The organism is Luteibacter sp. UNCMF331Sha3.1 (assembly GCF_900109915.1).
GTDB lineage: Bacteria > Pseudomonadota > Gammaproteobacteria > Xanthomonadales > Rhodanobacteraceae > Luteibacter.
Genome location: NZ_FOBU01000001.1, coordinates 382347 through 400055, shown reverse-complemented (window position 1 = coordinate 400055; position 17709 = coordinate 382347). Strand labels below are relative to the sequence as shown.

Genomic DNA, 17709 nt, shown 5'->3' with positions numbered 1-17709 from the left:
TTATCATGCCCCGCTCGATGGGCGGTTAGCTCAGCGGTAGAGCACTGCCTTCACACGGCAGGTGTCACAAGTTCGATCCTTGTACCGCCCACCATCGAATCCTTAAAAACCCGGCCAAGTGCCGGGTTTTTCTTTTCTGTCGGACCAGAGCTGGCCGGCCCGGCGTAGCAGCGAACCGTCACACGGCAGGTGTCACAAGTTCGATCCTTGTATCGCCCACCATCGAATCCTTAAAAACCCGGCCACGTGCCGGGTTTTTTTTGCCTACCCCACCGTCGTACCGGCGTACGCCGGTACCCACGTCCCCAGTGCGTGGCAGGCGACGTCGCATCGGTGCAGGTGGTCGCCGTGGATACCGGCGTGCGCCGGTATGACGGTGGCCTGGGCCGTCCCAGTGTGTGGCAGGCGACATCGCATCGGTGCACGTGGTCGCCGTGGATACCGGCGTGCGCCGGTATGACGGTTGCCTGGGCCGTCCCCAGTGCGTGGCAGGCGACATCGCATCGGTGCAGGTGGTCGTCTTGGATGCCGGCGTGCGTCGGTATGACGAGCCCGGTAAGGCATCGGCAAGGCGGGTCGCCTAGAATGCACCGGACGCTTTCCCGGATACCGCCATGCACGAAGCCCTCGCCGACCTCCATCTCCTGACCCTGACCCCGTGGAAGATCATCGGTCTCCTCGGCACCTTGCTCTTCACGGCGCGCTGGTTCGTCCAGTTCTACGCCACGAAGAAGAACAAGAAGGTCACCGTGCCGATGTCGTTCTGGTACCTGTCCGTCAGCGGCAGCGTGCTGACGCTGGCCTATTTCATCTGGGGCAAGAACGACTCGGTCGGCATCATCCAGACGGCCTTTCCGATGCTGGTGTCTTTCTACAACGTGTTCGCGCACCTGAAGCACAGGGACAGGCAGGAGACGGTCAAGCCGGGTGGGGCGGAGGACTGAGCTTCGGCCACTCGCCCCGGAAGCACCCATCCGCTAGCCAGCGCGCTCCCCGCGAACGCATCGGGTGAGTGCCGGTCGGCGGGGCATGGGACCGGTAGCAAGTATCCATCGCCAGCAGGCTGGCTCCCGACTCAATCCGGGTCGTAGTCCAGATACGGCGCCAGCCAGCGTTCGGCTTCGGTGCGGTCCCAGCCCTTGCGCTTCGCGTAATCGTCGATCTGCTCGCGGGTGAGGCGGCCGACGACGAAGTACTGGCTGTCGGGGTGCGAGAAATACCAGCCCGACACGGCCGCGGTGGGATACATCGCGAAGCTGTCGGTGAGCTCGATGGACGTGTGCTCGGTCGCGTTCAGCAGGTCGAACAGGGTCCGCTTCTCGGAATGTTCCGGGCAGGCCGGATATCCGGGTGCCGGGCGGATGCCGCGATAGGTCTCGGCGATCAGGGCGTCGTTATCCAGCGATTCGTCGGGCTCGTAGCCCCAGAATTCCTTGCGGACGCGCTCGTGCATGCGCTCGGCGAAGGCTTCCGCGAGGCGGTCGGCCAAGGCCTTGAGCAGGATCGACGAGTAGTCGTCGTGCACGGCTTCGAACCGCGCCACGTGCGCATCGATCCCCACCCCCGCGGTGACGGCGAAGCCACCGATCCAGTCCGCGACGCCGCTGTCGCGCGGGGCGACGAAGTCGGCGAGGCAGAAGTCCGGACGCTCGATGGGCTTGTCGACCTGCTGGCGCAGGTGGCGCAGCGTCGCCAGCGGCTTGCGCTTGCCGGTGCCGGGCTCGTCGTAGACCTCGATGTCGTCACCGACCTGCGCCGCCGGCCAGAAGCCGATGACCCCTCGTGCGGTGAGCCACTTCTCGGCGATCAGGGTGTCGAGCATGGCCTGCGCGTCGCGATACAGCTCGGATGCCTGGGTGCCCACGACCTCGTCGGTGAGGATCGCCGGGAAGCGTCCAGCGAGCTCCCATGCGTTGAAGAAGGGCGACCAGTCGATGTAGCGGCGCAGCTCGGAAAGGTCGTAGTCGTCGAAGACGGTGATGCCGGGCGTGCGCGGTACGGGCGGCGTGTATGCCGCCCAGTCGCCCTGGAAGCGCTGCGCGCGCGCCTTGCCGAGCGACACCAGCTGCTTGCCCGTGCCGCGGCTCTTGTGGCGCTCGCGCACTTCGGCGTATTCCGAGCGCACCTTGTCCATGAACTCGTCGACGAGGTCCTTGCTGACCAGCGACTGCGCCACCCCGACCGCGCGCGAGGCGTCCTTGACCCACACCGTGGGCGACTTGTAGTGCGGCTCGATGCGCAGCGCCGTATGCGCGCGCGACGTCGTGGCGCCGCCGATCATCAGCGGCACCTGGAAGTTCTGTCGCTGCATCTCGCGCGCGACCTGGCTCATCTCCTCGAGCGAGGGGGTGATCAGGCCGGACAGGCCGATGATGTCGGCATTCTCGGCACGGGCCACGTCGAGGATCTTCTGCGTCGGCACCATGACGCCGAGGTCGATCACCTCGAAGTTGTTGCACTGGAGCACCACGCCGACGATGTTCTTGCCGATGTCGTGCACGTCGCCCTTGACGGTCGCCAGCACGATCTTGCCGTTGTTCTTGCCCGCGTCGCCAGAGCGCAGCTTCTCTTCCTCGATGAAGGGAATGAGGTGCGCCACGGCCTTCTTCATCACGCGGGCGGATTTCACCACTTGCGGCAGGAACATCTTGCCTGCGCCGAACAGATCGCCGACCACGTTCATGCCGGCCATCAGCGGCCCCTCGATCACGTCGAGCGGACGCCGCGAGGCGACGCGCAGCTCTTCGGTGTCCTCGACCACGAACTGGTCGATGCCATGCACGAGGGCGTGGCTCAGGCGCTCGATGACCGGCTTCTCGCGCCATGCGGCCGACTCGACCGCGACTTCGCCCTTGCCGCCCTTGTAGCGATCGGCGATCTCCAGCAGGCGTTCGGTGGCGTCCTCGCGGCGATTGAGCACCACGTCTTCCACGCGCTCGCGCAGCTCTTCCGGCAGGTCGTCGTAGATCGACAGGGCGCCGGCGTTGACGATACCCATGTCCATGCCCGCGGCGATCGCGTGGTACAGGAACACGGAATGGATCGCCTCGCGCACCGGGTTGTTGCCGCGGAACGAGAACGACACGTTGGAGACGCCGCCCGAGATGTGCGACGAGGGGAAGCGCTTCTTTAGTTCGCGCGTGGCTTCGATGAAGTCCACCGCGTAGTTGTTGTGTTCCTCGATGCCCGTCGCGATGGCGAACACGTTGGGGTCGAAGATGATGTCTTCGGGCGGGAAGTCGAGTTCGCCCACGAGCAGCTCGAACGCGCGCGAACAGATCTCGACCTTGCGTTCCTTCGTGTCGGCCTGGCCGACCTCGTCGAACGCCATCACCACCACGGCCGCGCCGTACTGGCGCACCTTGCGGGCATGCTCGAGGAACGCGGCTTCGCCTTCCTTCATCGAGATCGAGTTGACGATGCCCTTGCCCTGCATGCAGCGCAGGCCGGCTTCGATCACGCTCCATTTGGAGGAGTCGACCATGATCGGCACGCGTGCGATGTCGGGCTCGGACGAGATCAGATTGACGAAGCGGGTCATGGCCGCCTCGGAATCGATCAGGCCCTCGTCCATGTTGATGTCGATGATCTGCGCGCCGTTCTCCACCTGCTGGCGCGCGACGTCCACCGCTTCCTCGTAGCGACCCTCCTTGATCAGCTTGCGGAACTGCGCCGAACCGGTGACGTTCGTGCGCTCGCCGACGTTGATGAAGTTCAGGTCGGGCGTGATGACCAGCGGTTCGAGGCCTGACAGGCGTGTATATCGGATGCTCATGCGGCTTGCGCGTTGTCCTTGGGCACGCGCGGCGCGTAGGGCGCCACGGCGGCGGCGATGGCCGCGATGTGGGCGGGCGTGGTGCCGCAACAGCCACCGACGATGTTGATGAGGCCATCGGCGGCGAAGCTCGCGATGGTCGCCGCCATCGCGTCCGGCGTTTCGTCGTATTCGCCGAAGGCGTTCGGCAGGCCGGCGTTCGGGTGCGTGCTGACCGCCGCGCCGGCGATGCGCGAGAGCATCTGCACGTGCGGGCGGAGGTCTTCGGCCCCGAGCGCGCAGTTCAGTCCCACGGAAAGCGGGCGAATGTGCTCGACGGAGTAGAAGAAGGCCTCGGCGGTCTGCCCCGACAGGGTGCGCCCGGAACGGTCGGTGATCGTGCCCGAGATCATCACGGGCACGCGCGCGCCGAGCTCGTCGAACAGCTCGCTCAGCGCGAACAGCGCGGCCTTGGCGTTCAGCGTGTCGAAGATGGTCTCGACCATGATCGTATCCGCGCCGCCTTCGATCAGCGCGCGTGCCGCCTCCACGTAGTTGGTCTTGAGCTCTTCGAATGACACGTTGCGGAAACCCGGGTCGTTCACGTCCGGCGAGATGGACGCCGTGCGGCTGGTGGGTCCCAGCACCCCGATGACGAAGCGCGGGCGGTCGGGCGTGCGTGCCGTCATGGCGTCGCACGCCGCGCGGGCGATGCGCGCCCCCTCGCGATTCAGCTCGGGCACGAGGTGCTCGAGGTGGTAGTCGGCCTGGCTGACGCGCGTGGCGTTGAACGTGTTCGTTTCCACGAAATCCGCGCCGGCTTCGAGGTAGGCCTCGTGCACGCCGCGGATGATGTCGGGTTGCGTCAGCAGCAGCAGGTCGTTGTTGCCCTTGAGATCGCACTCGCCGGGATGGTCGTGGCCATGATCGTGCGTGCTGTCGCGGCCGCCGGCGAAGCGCTCGCCGCGATAGCCGGATTCGTCCAGCCGATGCCCTTGCAGCATGGTGCCCATGCCGCCGTCGAGGATCATGATGCGTTCGGCGAGGCCCTTTTCGATCAGGGCGACGCGGTCGGGGTGGAGCCAGGGAAGGGTGCTCATGTCTGCTTTCCTCAAGGCTTGCGTGCAAGGAGGCTGACGACCTCGAAATGGGGAGCGCGACGCTCGCGGCTCAGGCGCTCGCAGCTGACCACTTCGAGCCCGGCGTTGCGGGCCAGCGCGGTCAGACCGTCGCAGGTGAAGCCGAGGTTGCGGTGATCGAAGGGTTCGACGACAGCGCGGTGGTCGTGCTCGCCGAGCGTCGACGCGAGCACCCGGCCGCCGGGCTTGAGCACGCGGGCGACCTCGTTGAACACCTGTTGCGGACGGTCGGAATAGGTGAGGGCGTGCAGCAGGAGTACAAGGTCGAACTGCCCGTCGCGCAGGTCCAGCGCGTGCATGTCGCCCGTGCGCACGTCGACGTTGGCCAGACCGGAAAGCCGCTGGCGCGCGGCCTCGACGACGCGCTCCGAACTGTCGACGCAGACCATCGAGTGCGCGTGCGGCGCCAGCAGTTCCGCCGTCACGCCGTCGCCCGACGCGATGTCCAGCACGTCGCCGGTGGCGAGCAGCTGCAACAACGAGCGGGCCAGCGTCTCCCAGGTGCGGCCGGGCGAGTAATGGCGCTCCATGTCGCCGGCGACCGTGTCGGCCCAGCCTTCGGCACGGGCGCGCTGGGCCAGCACCGCGGGCAGGCGTTCCGCGTCTTCGCGCAGCAGCGCGTCGCTCAGCGTGTCGCGCAGCGAGGCGACGAGCGCCGCCAGCGTCGGATCGGCCTCGGCGTTGGCGCGATAATAGGCGGACACGCCGGCGCGCCGGTCGCGCACGAGCTCGGCTTCTTTCAGTTTCGCGAGATGGGTCGACACGCGAGGCTGCGCCAGGTGCAGCACGGCCGCCAGTTCGGCCACGGTCAGTTCCTCGCGATCGAGGAGCGCGAGCAGGCGGACACGGGTTGGATCGGCCAGGAGCCGGAGCACCGTGGAGGCCGTGGAGAGATCCATCCAACATCCTTATATCGCGATATAGAGATACATAGGATGCGGGCAGCGCTGCCGGGCGTCAAGACGTCATGTTGCAGTGCACGGAGGCATGTCGTCGAACGACCGTTAGAATGGCGGGCTCGTTTCCCACAGACCAGCCGGCCACATGGCGGCTCGAGGTACACCCCATGGATTTCCGCTTTACCGACGACCAGCTGTCGATCCAGTCCATCGCCCGCGATTTCGCACAGAAGCGCATCGCGCCCGTGGCCGCCGAATTCGACGCGCGCGGCGAGTTCCCCCTGGAGAATATCCAGGAAATGGGCCAGCTGGGCCTGATGGGCATCGAAGTGCCGGAAGAGTACGGCGGTGCGGGCATGGATCCCGTCGCCTACGTGCTGGCCATGGTCGAGATCGCCGCCGCCGACGCGGCCACGTCCACGATCATGTCGGTGAACAATTCACTGTTCTGCAACGGCATCCTGAAGAACGGGTCCGAGGAGCAGAAGCAGAAATACGTCCGTGCCATCGCGTCGGGCGAGGCCATCGGCGCCTATGCGCTCACCGAGCCGCAGTCGGGATCCGACGCGTCGAACATGCACACCCGCGCCGTGAAGAACGCGAACGGTGACTGGGTCATCAACGGCAAGAAGAGCTGGATCACCTCCGGCCCCGTGGCGCGCTACATCGTGCTGTTCGCCGTGACGACGCCGGGCATCGGTGCCCGCGGCGTGTCGGCCTTCATCATCGATACGAAGCGCGACGGCTTCCTTGCCGGCAAGACGGAGCCGAAGCTCGGCATCCGCGCCTCGGCGACGTGCGAGATCGAATTCCACGATTACGTCTGCCCGAAGGAAGACATGCTGGGCGAAGAAGGCAAGGGCTTCAGCATCGCCATGGGCGTGCTCGACGCCGGCCGCATCGGCATCGCGTCGCAGGCCGTGGGCATCGCGCGCGCCGCCTACGAGGCGACGCTGCAGTGGTCGCGCGACCGCAAGGCCTTCGGCCACCCGATCGGCACGTTCCAGATGACGCAGTCCAAGATCGCCGACATGAAGTGCAAGCTCGACGCGGCGCTGCTGCTGACGCTGCGCGCGGCATGGACGAAGGGTCAGGTCGAGAAGACCGGCGGCCGCTTCGGTACCGAGGCGTCGATGGCGAAGCTCGTGGCGTCCGAAGCCGCGATGTGGATCACGCACCAGGCCGTGCAGATCCATGGCGGCATGGGCTACTCGAAGGAAATGCCGCTGGAGCGTTACTTCCGCGACGCCAAGATCACCGAGATCTACGAAGGCACGAGCGAGATCCAGCGTCTCGTCATCGCGCGTGCGGAGACGGGGCTGCGCTGAGTCGTTTCACCTCCTGAAACACGACCCCGCTCCGGCGGGGTTTTTTTCAGTCACTACCTGCGGACCCGAGCCGTCTCATAAAAAAAAGCCCGGCGGATGCCGGGCTTTTTTCGTCACGGTCGATCCGTCCCGCGTCGCGGGTCCGAATCGAAGGCGCTGAGATCGCCGACGTTCGGGGCGTGCGGACCGAGATTGGTCTGCGGATTGCCACCCGACGGACCGTCCGACGGGCCGTGGCCATCCGGATCGTGCGGGTCGTGGCCGATGTGCGGCATCTTCGTCGACACCTCGTCCAGCTTGTCGCCCAGCAGGCGGCGGACGCTGACGTAGAACACCGGGATCAGCAGCAGGCCGAGGAACGTGGCGAAGAGCATGCCGCCGATGACGCCCGTGCCGATCGCATGGCGGGAGTTCGCACCCGCGCCGGTCGAGATCGCGAGCGGGAACACGCCGAGGATGAAGGCCAGCGAGGTCATCAGGATGGGGCGCAGTCGGAGTCGCGAGGCCTCGATGATGCCTTCGCGCAACGTCTTGCCTTCCTGCTGCTGCTCCACCGCGAACTCGACGATCAGGATCGCGTTCTTCGCGGCCAGACCGATGACGGTGATCATGCCGATCTTGAAGTAGATGTCGTTCGGCAGGCCACGGAGCATCGAGAACACGACGGTACCGAGGATGCCGAGCGGCACCACGAGCAGCACGGAGACCGGGATCGACCAGCTCTCGTAGAGCGCGGAGAGGCAGAGGAACACGATCACCACCGACAGGGCCAGCAGCAGCGTGGACGAGTTGCCCGAGAGGATTTCCTGGTACGACTGGCCGGTCCAGTCGTAGCCGAAGCCCTTCGGCAGCTTGTCGTTCACGATACCTTCGACGATGCCCATGGCCTGGCCGGTGGAGTAACCCGGCGCTTCGTTACCCACGATTTCCACCGCGGAGTAGCCGTTGTAACGGTTGAGCGTCGGTGCGGCCATCGTCCACTTCGAGCTGACCACCGTCGACAACGGGATCATCGCCGCGTCCAGCCCCGTCGAGGCGCTGGCCACCGTGCCGCCCGTCGAGGTCGCCGAGGACGACGACGAGGAGGCGAGGCTGCTCGGGGTGAAGATATGCTCGAAGGCGTCGGTGCCCATGCGGTAGGGCGCGTCGGCCTGCAGCAAGACGCGCTTGACGCGGCCGCCGTACTGGAAGTCGTTGATGTACACCGGCGCGAGCGTCAGCTGGATCGCGGTGTAGATGTCGCTGACCGACAGGCCCATCGACTGCGCCTGCGTGCGGTCGACCTGCAGCTGCAGCAGCGGCGCGTCTTCCAGCGTGTTCGGACGGATGCCGACCAGCGCCTTGTTCTGCGCCGCGGCGCCCAGCAGGACGTTGCGCGCCTGCTGCAACTCCGCGCGCGACTGTCCGGCGCGGGCCTGCAGGTACATGTCGATACCGCCGAACTGCGACAGGCCGCGGATCGTCGGCAGGTTCACCACGAAGATCGTGGCATCGCGCACGGCCTGCATCTTGCCGTTCATCTGCTGGATGATCTGCGTGGCCGTGAGGTCGCGCTGGTCCCAGTCCTTCAGGCGGATGAAGTTCATGCCGACGTTTTCGCCGGAGCCGACGAAGCTGAAGCCGGAGATCTGGAACACCCCCTCGACCGACGGATCCTTGAGGATGATCGACCGCATGTCGGTCATCACCTTCTCGGTACGGGCGATGCTCGAACCCGGCGGCAGCTGCACGATCGCCAGCGCGTAACCCTGGTCCTCCTCGGGAACGAAGCTGGTGGGCAGGCGGACGAACAGGAAGCCCATCACGATCGCGATCAGGACGAACACGACCATCCAGCGCGGAGCGTGACGCACGGCGCTACCGATGTGACCCGAATAGGTGCCCTGCACCCAGTCGAACACCTGGTTGAACTTGCGGTAGACGATGTTCTTCTTGTGGTCGTGCGTCGGCTTGAGGATCGTCGCGCACAGCGCCGGCGTGAACGAAAGCGCGAGGAAGGCCGAGAAGCCCATCGACACCGCGATCGTCAGCGCGAACTGCTTGTAGATGATGCCCGACGCACCCGGCTGCAGCGCGGACGGCACGAACACCGCCGCCAGCACCACGGTGATCGCGATGACGGCGCCGGTGATCTGGCCCATCGCCTTGCGTGTGGCTTCCTTCGGCGACAGTCCTTCCTCGGACATGATGCGTTCGACGTTCTCGATCACCACGATCGCGTCGTCGACCACGATACCGATGGCGAGCACCATGCCGAACAGGGTCAGCTGGTTGACGGTGAAGCCCAGCGGCGACAGGCCGAGGAACGTGCCGAGCAGCGCGACCGGGATGACGAGAGTAGGGATGATCGTGGCGCGGAAGTTCTGCAGGAACAGCAGCATCACGAGGAAGACGAGGATGATGGCCTCGACCAGGGTATGCACCACTTCCTCGATCGAGATCGTCACGAACTTCGTCGTGTCGTACGGGGCGAACCAGGTCACGCCGTCCGGGAAGCTCCTCGCGAGCTCGGCCATCTTGGCGCGCACGGCGTTCGCCACGTCCAGCGCGTTCGCGCCGGGCAGCAGCTGCACACCGAACGAGCCCGTGGGGGTGCCGTTCCACTGGGCGTTGAAGCCGTAGGTCTGCGGACCGAGCTCCACGCGCGCGACATCCTTCAGGCGAACGACGGTACCGTCGTTGTTCGCGCGCAGGATGATGTCCGAGAATTCCTCGGCGGTGGTGAAGCGGCCTTCGGCCGACACGGTCGCGCTGAAGCCCTGGCCGTCGACGGCCGGATCCGTACCGATCGAGCCGGCGGCGAACTGGACGTTCTGCGTGCTGAGCGCGTTACGCAGATCGGTGGCCGAAAGGCCGTAACCGCGCAGCTTGTCCGGGTTCAGCCAGACGCGCATGCCGTATTCCGAACCGAGCTGGCGCGTGCTGCCGACGCCCGGGATACGGGCGATCTGGTCGAGCACCTGCGACGACACGATATCGGTCAGGCGGTTGCCGTCGATGGTCGGGTTCGACGAGGTCAGTGCCACGAACATCAGGAAGTCGGGGTTGGACTTGGCCACCACGACGCCCTGCTGCGTCACTTCCGAGGGTAGGCGGGGCGTCGCGAGCGACACCTTGTTCTGCACCTGGACCTGCGCGATGTCGGGGTCGGTACCGGTCTCGAAGGTCAGCGTGACGGTGGCCGTGCCGCTGGAGCTCGAGGCGGAGCTGAAGTACAGCAGGTGGTCGATACCGGTCAGCTGCTGCTCGATGACCTGCGTCACGGTCTTTTCGGTCGTGTCCGCGCTCGCGCCCGGGTAGGTCGCCGTGACGACGACCTGCGGCGGGGCGATGTTCGGATACGACTCGATACCCATGTTGAGCAGGGAGATCGTGCCGCACAGGCTGATCAGGATCGCCACGACCCACGCGAAGATGGGGCGGTCGATGAAGAAACTCGGCATGACGAAACTCCCTTACTGCCCGGCCGCGGCGTGGGGTGCGCCGGCGGCGGTCGACGCGCCGGCCGGAGCGGTCTGCGCGGGCGATGCCTTGACCGGGGCGTTTTCCTTCGCCTTGGGCAGGCCCTGGACGATGATCTGGTCGCCCGGCTTGAGGCCGCCGGTGACGATCCAGTTCGGACCGACGATGCGGTCCGTCTTCACCGAGCGATGGATGGCGGCCGAGGGAACCGTCTTGTCCTGACCCGTCTGCGGATCCTTGGCGTGGCCCTCGCCGACGACCATCACGTAGGCGTCGTTGGCGTCGCGCAGCACCGCGGCCTGGGGCACCAGGTACACGTTGTGCAGGTCGCCGAGCGTGGCCTTCACCGTCACGAACTGGCCCGGCAGCAGACGCTGGTCGGGGTTGTTCAGGAGGGCGCGCAGACTCACGGTGCCCGTCTGCGGGTTCACCGTGGCCGACGAGAAGTCGAGCGTGCCGGCCTCGCCGAAGTCCGAACCGTCCGGCAGCATGATGCGTACCGTCGTCTTGTCGGTCGGCGACAGCGTCGCCGCACCGGCCGCGGCGGCGCGGCGCATCGCGTCGAGGTCGGCGACCGAGACGCTGAAGTTCACGTAGACCTTGTCGAGCTGGTCGACCTGGGTCAGCAGCGTGGTTTCGTTCTGGCCGACCAGGGCACCCTCGGTGACCTGCTGTTGGCCGGCGCGGCCGTCGATCGGCGAGACCACGTCGGTGAAGCCCAGGTTGATGCGCGCGGACTGCACGTTGGCCTCGGCCTGCTTCACGGCGGCGTTCGCCGTGCGCTCGTTGGCCTCGGCCGTGTCGAGGTCCTGCCGGGACACGTAGTTCTTGCCGATCAGACCGCGCGCGCGGTCGGCCTGCGCCTTGGCATTGACCGCGGAGGCACGCGACGAGGCCAGCTGCGCGAGTTGGGCGTCGAGTTCGGCCTTGAGGGGCTGCGGGTCGATCTGGAACAGCTTCTGGCCCGCCTTGACGTCGGTGCCTTCGTCGTAGAGGCGATGCAGCAGGATGCCGGGCACACGGGCCCGGACGTCCGCGGTGCGGAACGCGGAGACGCGCCCGACCTGGTCCTGCACCAGCGGCGCGTTCTGCGGCTGGACGGTGATCGTGCCGACTTCCGGCGGAGGCGGCTGCTGCGGTGCCTCCTGCTTGTGGCAGGCGGCGAGCGCCGCGGCGAGGCCGACGGCCAGCAGGGTCGAGCGCAAGGGCAGGGGATTCATGGGGACTCCGATCCTTTTCCGGGTTTCTTGTTCGTTCGCGCCGCGGCATCGGGAAGGATGTCGTAGGCGTGCATAAATACTGTTACCGCGTGTCGGGCCCATTCGTCCTGTGCCTTCTGACCCCGACCGCGCATTCCGAAGAGCCTTCGATCCCCCTCGAGCCCATGCAGCATGGACAGGAACAGTTCCGCGGCGACGTCCGGATCCTCCGGGCGCATCCGGCCCTGTTCCATGGCCTCCGCCATGCAGCGGGACAACCGGGTCGCGACCGTATCGATCGCGGTCCGGAAAAACGTCCTCGCCGCGGCCGGAAAGCGCGGCGCCTCGGCGATCAACATGCGACCCAGGGCCACGTGCGCGTGGTCCATCACGTAGGTGTGGTGCGCCTGGGCAAGCGCATGGAGCATCGAGGCCAGGCCGGGGCTTGCGGGGGCGAGGCTGGCGTGGAGCGGTAAGACCAGTTGTTCGACAGCGGCGTGGAACAGGTTGTCCTTATTATCGAAGTGCGCGTAGACCGTTTGCTTGGACACGCCCGCCTCGCGCGCCACGGCGCCCATGCTGACGCGGTACCCGTCGCGCAGGAACAGCGCGCAAGCCGCCTGGAGCACCCGCTGCTGGTGGTCTGACGCGGGTCGGGCATCCAGGTTCGCCACGGGATATACCTGCTGGACTATACCGTCCAGTTTAGAATCTCCCCCGGAGCGACGTCAACGGGCATCGCATGCATTCGCACGCGAATTGTTGCGTTGCACACGACCATGCGGATGCCCACGTCGTGTCTCGTCGCCGACTCTTTGCATCGCCGGATGCCGCAACGCAGTGAAAATACGGCAACGACGACGCGCGCGCGGTGTGGCTACATGCCATGCGTGGGAGCTATGCTTTCACGGATTTCCCGACCTTCCCCAACATCGATAATCCGCCCATGAATGCGATTCGCGCTGCCGAAAACGGCCCGTTCCACGCCGTTGTCTTCGATGAACTGAAAAAGATCGACTACCCCGCGGAGCGCCTGAACGAGGCGCGCTTTTTTATCGAGGCCTTCTTCGAGCGCATCGCCCCGGCGGACTACGCGCTGCACGCGCCCGCGCGCTGGGCGGCCCTGATCGCCGACCTGCTGGCCTTCGCCCGCGAGCGCAGCCCCGGCAAAGCGAAGGTGCGTGTTTACAACCCGGGGGTCTCGGGCACCCGCGCGGTCGTCGAGGTCGTCACCGACGACATGCCGTTCCTCGTGGACAGCGTGTCCATGGTCGCGGCGGCCCACGCGGAGATCCACGCGATCATCCATCCCGTGGTGCCTGTGGTGCGTTCGGCGGCTGGGGTGCTGGAATCGATCGGATCGGGTGCGACGACCGAATCCATCATGCGATTCGAGATCGATCGCATCGACGACACCGAGCTCGACGCGCTGAAGGCCCACGTGGAGACCGCGCTGGCCGATGTGCGCGAGGCCGTGGTCGACTGGCGCGCCATGCGTGGCAAGATGATCGAAGTGGCCGACGACCTCGGCAAGCGTTCGCTGCCCTATACGGCGGAAGAAGTGCGTGAAGCCACCGAATTCCTCCGCTGGGTGGCCGACGACCACTTCACGTTCATGGGGTATCGCGAATACGAAGTCGCCGCCGATGCGGGCGACGAAGTGCTGAAGACGGTCGAAGGCTCCGGCCTCGGCATCCTGCGCGCCGCCGAGCGTTCGCTGGCCCCGCGTTCGCTGCGCACGCTGGTCGCCAGCGAGCTGCCGCGTTCGGGGTCCACCGACGCCATCATCCTGACCAAGACCAACGCCCGCTCGCCGATCCACCGCCCGGGCTACATGGACTACGTCGGCGTGCTGCGTTTCGACGACAAGGGACGTCCGGTCGCCGAACAGCGCTTCCTCGGCCTGTTCTCGTCCAACGCGTACATGGCGCATCCGCAGCACGTGCCGCTCGTGCGCGACAAGTGCGAGGCCGTGATGGCCCGCTCGGGCCTGAAGCGCGACTCGCACTCGGGCAAGGCGTTGCGCCACATCCTCGATACGCTCCCGCGCGACGAGCTGTTCCAGTGCAGCACGGATGAACTGTTCGCGCTGTCGATGGGTCTGCTCGAACTCGCGCAGCGTACGCGCACGCGCCTTTTCATCCGTCGCGACAGCTACGGCCGTTTCTTCTCGTGCCTGGTCTACATTCCGCGCGACCGCTTCAATACCGCCGTCCGCGAGCGCGTCGAAGGTGTGCTCCGCGAAGCCTTCCACGGCGAGCACGTCGATTCGGCCGTGCTGATGGGCGAGGCCGCACTGGTTCGCCTGCACGTGGTGGTGCGCCCGCGCATCGGCGACCACCCGGTGTACGACGCCACGTCGATGGAAGCCCAGATCGCCTCGATCGCACGCAACTGGTACGACGAGCTCCGCGACCGCCTCATCGAGAGCGCGGGCGAGCAGCAGGGCATCATCCTCGCCAACCGCTACGGCAAGTCGCTGCCGGCCGGCTACGTCGACGAGGTCGCGCCGCAGGTCGCCGCGGCCGACGTGCGCGCGCTCGCGGGCCTCGACGGCCCGGACGCCATCAGCATGTCGTTCTACCACCCGCCGCACCGGCCGGAAGAACTGCGTTTCAAGGTCTATCGTTCCGGTTCGGACATCGCGCTCTCCGAAGTGCTGCCGCAGCTGGAGAACCTCGGCCTGCGCGTGCTCACCGAGCACATGTACGAAGTGAAACTGGCGGACGGTCCGCTGTTCATCCAGGACTTCGAAGTGCAACCGGTGGGCCGCCTCGCGTTCGAGGTGGAGCAGGTCGGCACGATCTTCGAAGACGCCTTCGAGCAGATCTGGCGCGGCAACGCCGAGAACGACGGCTTCAACCGCCTCGTGCTCGGTGCCAAGCTCGGCTGGCGCCAGGTGGCCGTGCTGCGCAGCTATTGCAAGTACCTGCTGCAGACCGGTGTGGCGTTCTCGCAGGCGTACATGGAAGATGCCCTCAATCGCTACCCCGCGATCGCCGGCCTCATTATCGAGCTGTTCAACGCGCGCTTCGACCCGCGCCGCGAGAGCCTCGACGGTGCCGAGCGCGAGCGTGCCGAAAGCATGCTTTCGCACGAGATGCATACACTCATGGACGCCGATACGCTGGCCGCGCATCCGGGCCTGATCGGCAATCTCGTCGCGTCGCTCGGCAACACGCGCGCAGAGCAGGCCAAGGCCGTCGAAGAGGCCATCGAGGCGCTGCTCGACAACGTGTCGAGCCTCGATGAGGACCGCATCCTGCGCAGCTTCATCGCGCTGGTGCATGCCACGCTGCGCACGAGCTTCTTCCAGGCCTGGGACGGCGCGTACCGCTCCTACATCAGCTTCAAGTTCGACTCGCACAAGGTGCCCGACCTCGCCAAGCCGGTGCCGTACCGCGAGATCTTCGTGTATGCGCCGCGCGTGGAAGGCATCCACCTGCGCTTCGGCCCGGTGGCGCGTGGCGGCCTGCGCTGGTCCGACCGCCGCGAGGACTTCCGCACGGAAGTGCTGGGCCTCGTGAAGGCGCAGATGGTGAAGAACACCGTCATCGTGCCGGTCGGTTCAAAGGGCGGCTTCTTCGTGAAGCGCCCGCCCGCGGGTGCCGATCGCGACGCGCAGCTGGCCGAGGGCATCGCGTGCTACCGAATGTTCATCAACGGCCTGCTCGACATCACCGACAACCTCGTCGAGGGTGCCGTGGTGCCGCCGCATGACGTCGTTCGCCACGACAACGACGACCCGTACCTGGTGGTGGCCGCCGACAAGGGCACGGCCACGTTCTCCGATATCGCCAACGCGATCTCGACGGAGCATGGCTTCTGGCTCGACGACGCGTTCGCGTCGGGCGGCTCGAACGGTTACGACCACAAGGGCATGGGCATCACGGCCAAGGGTGCCTGGGAGTCGGTCAAGCGCCACTTCCGTGCACTGGGTCGCGACAGCCAGACCGAAGACTTCACCGTCGTCGGCGTCGGCGACATGTCCGGCGACGTGTTCGGCAACGGCATGCTTCTTTCCGAGCACATCCGCCTGCTGGCCGCGTTCGACCATCGCCACATCTTCCTCGACCCCAACCCGGACGCGGCCGCGTCGTTCAGGGAGCGCGAGCGCATGTTCGCGCTGCCGCGTTCGTCGTGGGACGACTACGACAAGTCGCTGATCTCCGCCGGTGGCGGCGTCTACCCGCGTAGCGCCAAGTCGGTGCCGGTCTCGGCGCAGGTGCGTGCCGTGCTCGGCATCCGCGCCGAAGTCACGCACATGGCGCCGTCCGATCTGCTCTCGGCGATCCTCAAGGCGCCGGTGGACCTGCTCTGGAACGGCGGCATCGGCACCTACGTGAAGGCCACGAGCGAAACGCATGCCGACGTCGGCGATCGCGCCAACAACGCGCTGCGCGTCAACGGCAACGAACTGCGCTGCAAGGTGGTGGGCGAGGGCGGCAACCTGGGCATGACCCAGAAGGGCCGCATCGAAGCCGCGCAGGCGGGCGTGCTGCTCAACACCGACTTCATCGACAACTCCGCCGGCGTGGACACCTCCGATCACGAGGTGAACATCAAGATCCTGCTGAACGACGCCGTGCAGCGAGGCGAGCTGTCGTTCGAGGGCCGCAACAAGCAGCTGGCCGAGATGACCGACGAAGTCGGTCGCCTGGTGCTGTGGGACAACTACCGGCAGAACCAGGCCATTACGGTCATGGAACACCAGTCGGTGCGCCGCCTGGGTTCGATGGCGCACTTCATCAGCACGCTCGAGGCGGAAGGCCTGCTCGACCGCCAGGTAGAATCGCTGCCGACGTCCGCGGAGCTGACGGAGCGCAAGCTGCGCGGCCAGGGCATGACGCGTCCCGAGCTGTCGGTGCTGCTGTCGTACGACAAGATCCGGCTCTTCCAGCAGCTGCTGGACTCCGACGTGCCGGAAGATCCGTACCTGTCGCGCGAGCTGGTGCGTTACTTCCCCGTGCCGCTGCACGAGAAGTACGCCGAGCACATGCAGCGCCATCGCCTGAAGCGCGAGATCATCGCCACCGCGGTCACCAATTCGACGATCAACCGCATGGGCGCCACGTTCATGATGCGCATGCAGGAAGACACGGGCCACGGCCCGGCGTCGATCGCCAAGGCGTATACCGCGGCACGCGAGATCCTCGATGCGCGCGACCTGTGGGCGGAGATCGAGGCACTCGACGGCAAGATCGCCGAAGACACGCAGATCGACGCGGTGCTGCAGATCTGGTCGCTGCTGCGCCACCTCACGCGCTGGCTGCTCAATCGGCCGGGCGGTTCGCTGGACATCGCCGCCAACGTCGATCGCTATGCGAGCGACGTCGCCGCGCTGCGCAAGGCGTTGCCGGATGCGCTCACCAACACCGGTCGTGGCGACTTCGCCGCGAGCCAGGAGAAGTGGGAAGGGCTCGGCGTGCCGAACGCGCTGGCGGTTCGCCTCGCCCGCGTGCCGGTGCTGCGCTCCGCGCTCGACATGGTGGAGGTCTCGCGCCAGAGCGGCCGCGACATCGCCACGGTCGCCACGGTGTTCTACGAACTGGCCGAGGCGCTGGATCTCGACTGGCTCCGTGGCCAGATCGAGGCCCTGCAGGTCGAGGGCGCATGGCACGCGCAGGCGCGCGGGTCGCTGCTGGACGAGCTCAATGCCCAGCACCGCGCCCTGGCCCTGCAGGTGCTCGCCGTCGCGGGTGACCGCACGGACGTCAGCCCGGTGCAGGCATGGCTGGAGCGCGACGATCCGACGCTGAAGTACACCCGTGCGATGCTGGCGGAGATCCTGACCCAGAACGCGGACTACCCGATCGCCTCGGTCGCGGTCCGCCGGCTGGCGCAGCTGGCGCAGATCCCGGTGTAATCCGGATCGCGAGGGTGGGAGCCAGCAGGCTGGCTCTCACCCTCGCGACGTGCTCGCTACTA

Annotated in this window: 9 protein-coding genes and 1 tRNA gene; 4 read left to right on the top strand and 6 right to left on the bottom strand. The window is 66.6% G+C overall.

The genetic code is table 11. From position 1 onward, the window contains the following. The first annotated feature begins 19 nt into the window (after positions 1 to 19). Positions 20 to 94, top strand: a tRNA-Val gene (locus BMX32_RS01645). 520 nt (positions 95 to 614) lie between these two features. After that, positions 615 to 944: a lipid-A-disaccharide synthase N-terminal domain-containing protein gene (locus BMX32_RS01640; protein WP_089974079.1), complete on the top strand. Its 330-nt coding sequence runs from the start codon at positions 615 to 617 to the stop codon at positions 942 to 944. Between the two features lie 131 nt (positions 945 to 1075). Here the strand turns inward: BMX32_RS01640 and metH are convergent, their stop codons facing one another. The 3 genes from metH to BMX32_RS01625 are packed head-to-tail and all read right to left on the bottom strand — an operon-like array spanning position 1076 to position 5792. Continuing rightward, positions 1076 to 3775: a methionine synthase gene (gene metH / locus BMX32_RS01635; RefSeq protein WP_089974078.1), complete on the bottom strand. Its 2700-nt coding sequence runs from the start codon at positions 3773 to 3775 to the stop codon at positions 1076 to 1078. Continuing rightward, a complete protein-coding gene (locus BMX32_RS01630; RefSeq protein WP_089974077.1) occupies positions 3772 to 4854 on the bottom strand; it encodes a homocysteine S-methyltransferase family protein in 1083 nt (360 codons plus the stop codon). The genes metH and BMX32_RS01630 overlap by 4 nt, the downstream gene beginning before the upstream one ends. An 11-nt stretch (positions 4855 to 4865) precedes the next feature. Continuing rightward, on the bottom strand, positions 4866 to 5792 hold the full coding sequence (locus BMX32_RS01625) for an ArsR/SmtB family transcription factor (protein ID WP_089974076.1): 927 nt from the start codon (positions 5790 to 5792) through the stop codon (positions 4866 to 4868). 167 nt (positions 5793 to 5959) lie between these two features. Between BMX32_RS01625 and BMX32_RS01620 the strand changes: the two genes are divergently transcribed. After that, entirely contained in the window at positions 5960 to 7120 is a 1161-nt protein-coding gene (locus tag BMX32_RS01620) for an acyl-CoA dehydrogenase family protein (RefSeq protein ID WP_089974075.1), read from the top strand. Positions 7121 to 7233: 113 nt separating this feature from the next. Here the strand turns inward: BMX32_RS01620 and BMX32_RS01615 are convergent, their stop codons facing one another. Genes BMX32_RS01615 through BMX32_RS01605 form a run of 3 tightly spaced genes read right to left on the bottom strand, consistent with a single transcriptional unit; the run spans position 7234 to position 12455 of the window. Further along, on the bottom strand, positions 7234 to 10563 hold the full coding sequence (locus BMX32_RS01615; RefSeq protein WP_089974074.1) for an efflux RND transporter permease subunit: 3330 nt from the start codon (positions 10561 to 10563) through the stop codon (positions 7234 to 7236). Positions 10564 to 10575: 12 nt separating this feature from the next. Beyond that, positions 10576 to 11802 (bottom strand): efflux RND transporter periplasmic adaptor subunit, encoded by a 1227-nt coding sequence (locus BMX32_RS01610; protein WP_089974073.1) that lies wholly within the window; start codon positions 11800 to 11802, stop codon positions 10576 to 10578. Then, complete coding sequence (locus BMX32_RS01605) at positions 11799 to 12455, bottom strand: TetR/AcrR family transcriptional regulator (RefSeq protein ID WP_089974072.1); 657 nt, start codon at positions 12453 to 12455, stop codon at positions 11799 to 11801. The genes BMX32_RS01610 and BMX32_RS01605 overlap by 4 nt, the downstream gene beginning before the upstream one ends. Positions 12456 to 12727: 272 nt before the next feature. Here BMX32_RS01605 and BMX32_RS01600 point away from each other — a divergent pair, with 272 nt between their 5' ends. Beyond that, positions 12728 to 17647, top strand: coding sequence for an NAD-glutamate dehydrogenase (locus BMX32_RS01600; protein WP_089976807.1), 4920 nt, complete (start codon positions 12728 to 12730; stop codon positions 17645 to 17647). The last annotated feature ends 62 nt before the right edge of the window (positions 17648 to 17709 follow it).

What these genes read in the sequence shown, in the direction of transcription:
- BMX32_RS01640 (WP_089974079.1), top strand. Translation starts at nt 615, where the DNA reads ATGCACGAAGCCCTCGCCGACCTCCATCTCCTGACCCTGACCCCGTGG.
- metH (WP_089974078.1), bottom strand. Translation starts at nt 3,775, where the DNA reads ATGAGCATCCGATATACACGCCTGTCAGGCCTCGAACCGCTGGTCATC.
- BMX32_RS01630 (WP_089974077.1), bottom strand. Translation starts at nt 4,854, where the DNA reads ATGAGCACCCTTCCCTGGCTCCACCCCGACCGCGTCGCCCTGATCGAA.
- BMX32_RS01625 (WP_089974076.1), bottom strand. Translation starts at nt 5,792, where the DNA reads ATGGATCTCTCCACGGCCTCCACGGTGCTCCGGCTCCTGGCCGATCCA.
- BMX32_RS01620 (WP_089974075.1), top strand. Translation starts at nt 5,960, where the DNA reads ATGGATTTCCGCTTTACCGACGACCAGCTGTCGATCCAGTCCATCGCC.
- BMX32_RS01615 (WP_089974074.1), bottom strand. Translation starts at nt 10,563, where the DNA reads ATGCCGAGTTTCTTCATCGACCGCCCCATCTTCGCGTGGGTCGTGGCG.
- BMX32_RS01610 (WP_089974073.1), bottom strand. Translation starts at nt 11,802, where the DNA reads ATGAATCCCCTGCCCTTGCGCTCGACCCTGCTGGCCGTCGGCCTCGCC.
- BMX32_RS01600 (WP_089976807.1), top strand. Translation starts at nt 12,728, where the DNA reads ATGAATGCGATTCGCGCTGCCGAAAACGGCCCGTTCCACGCCGTTGTC.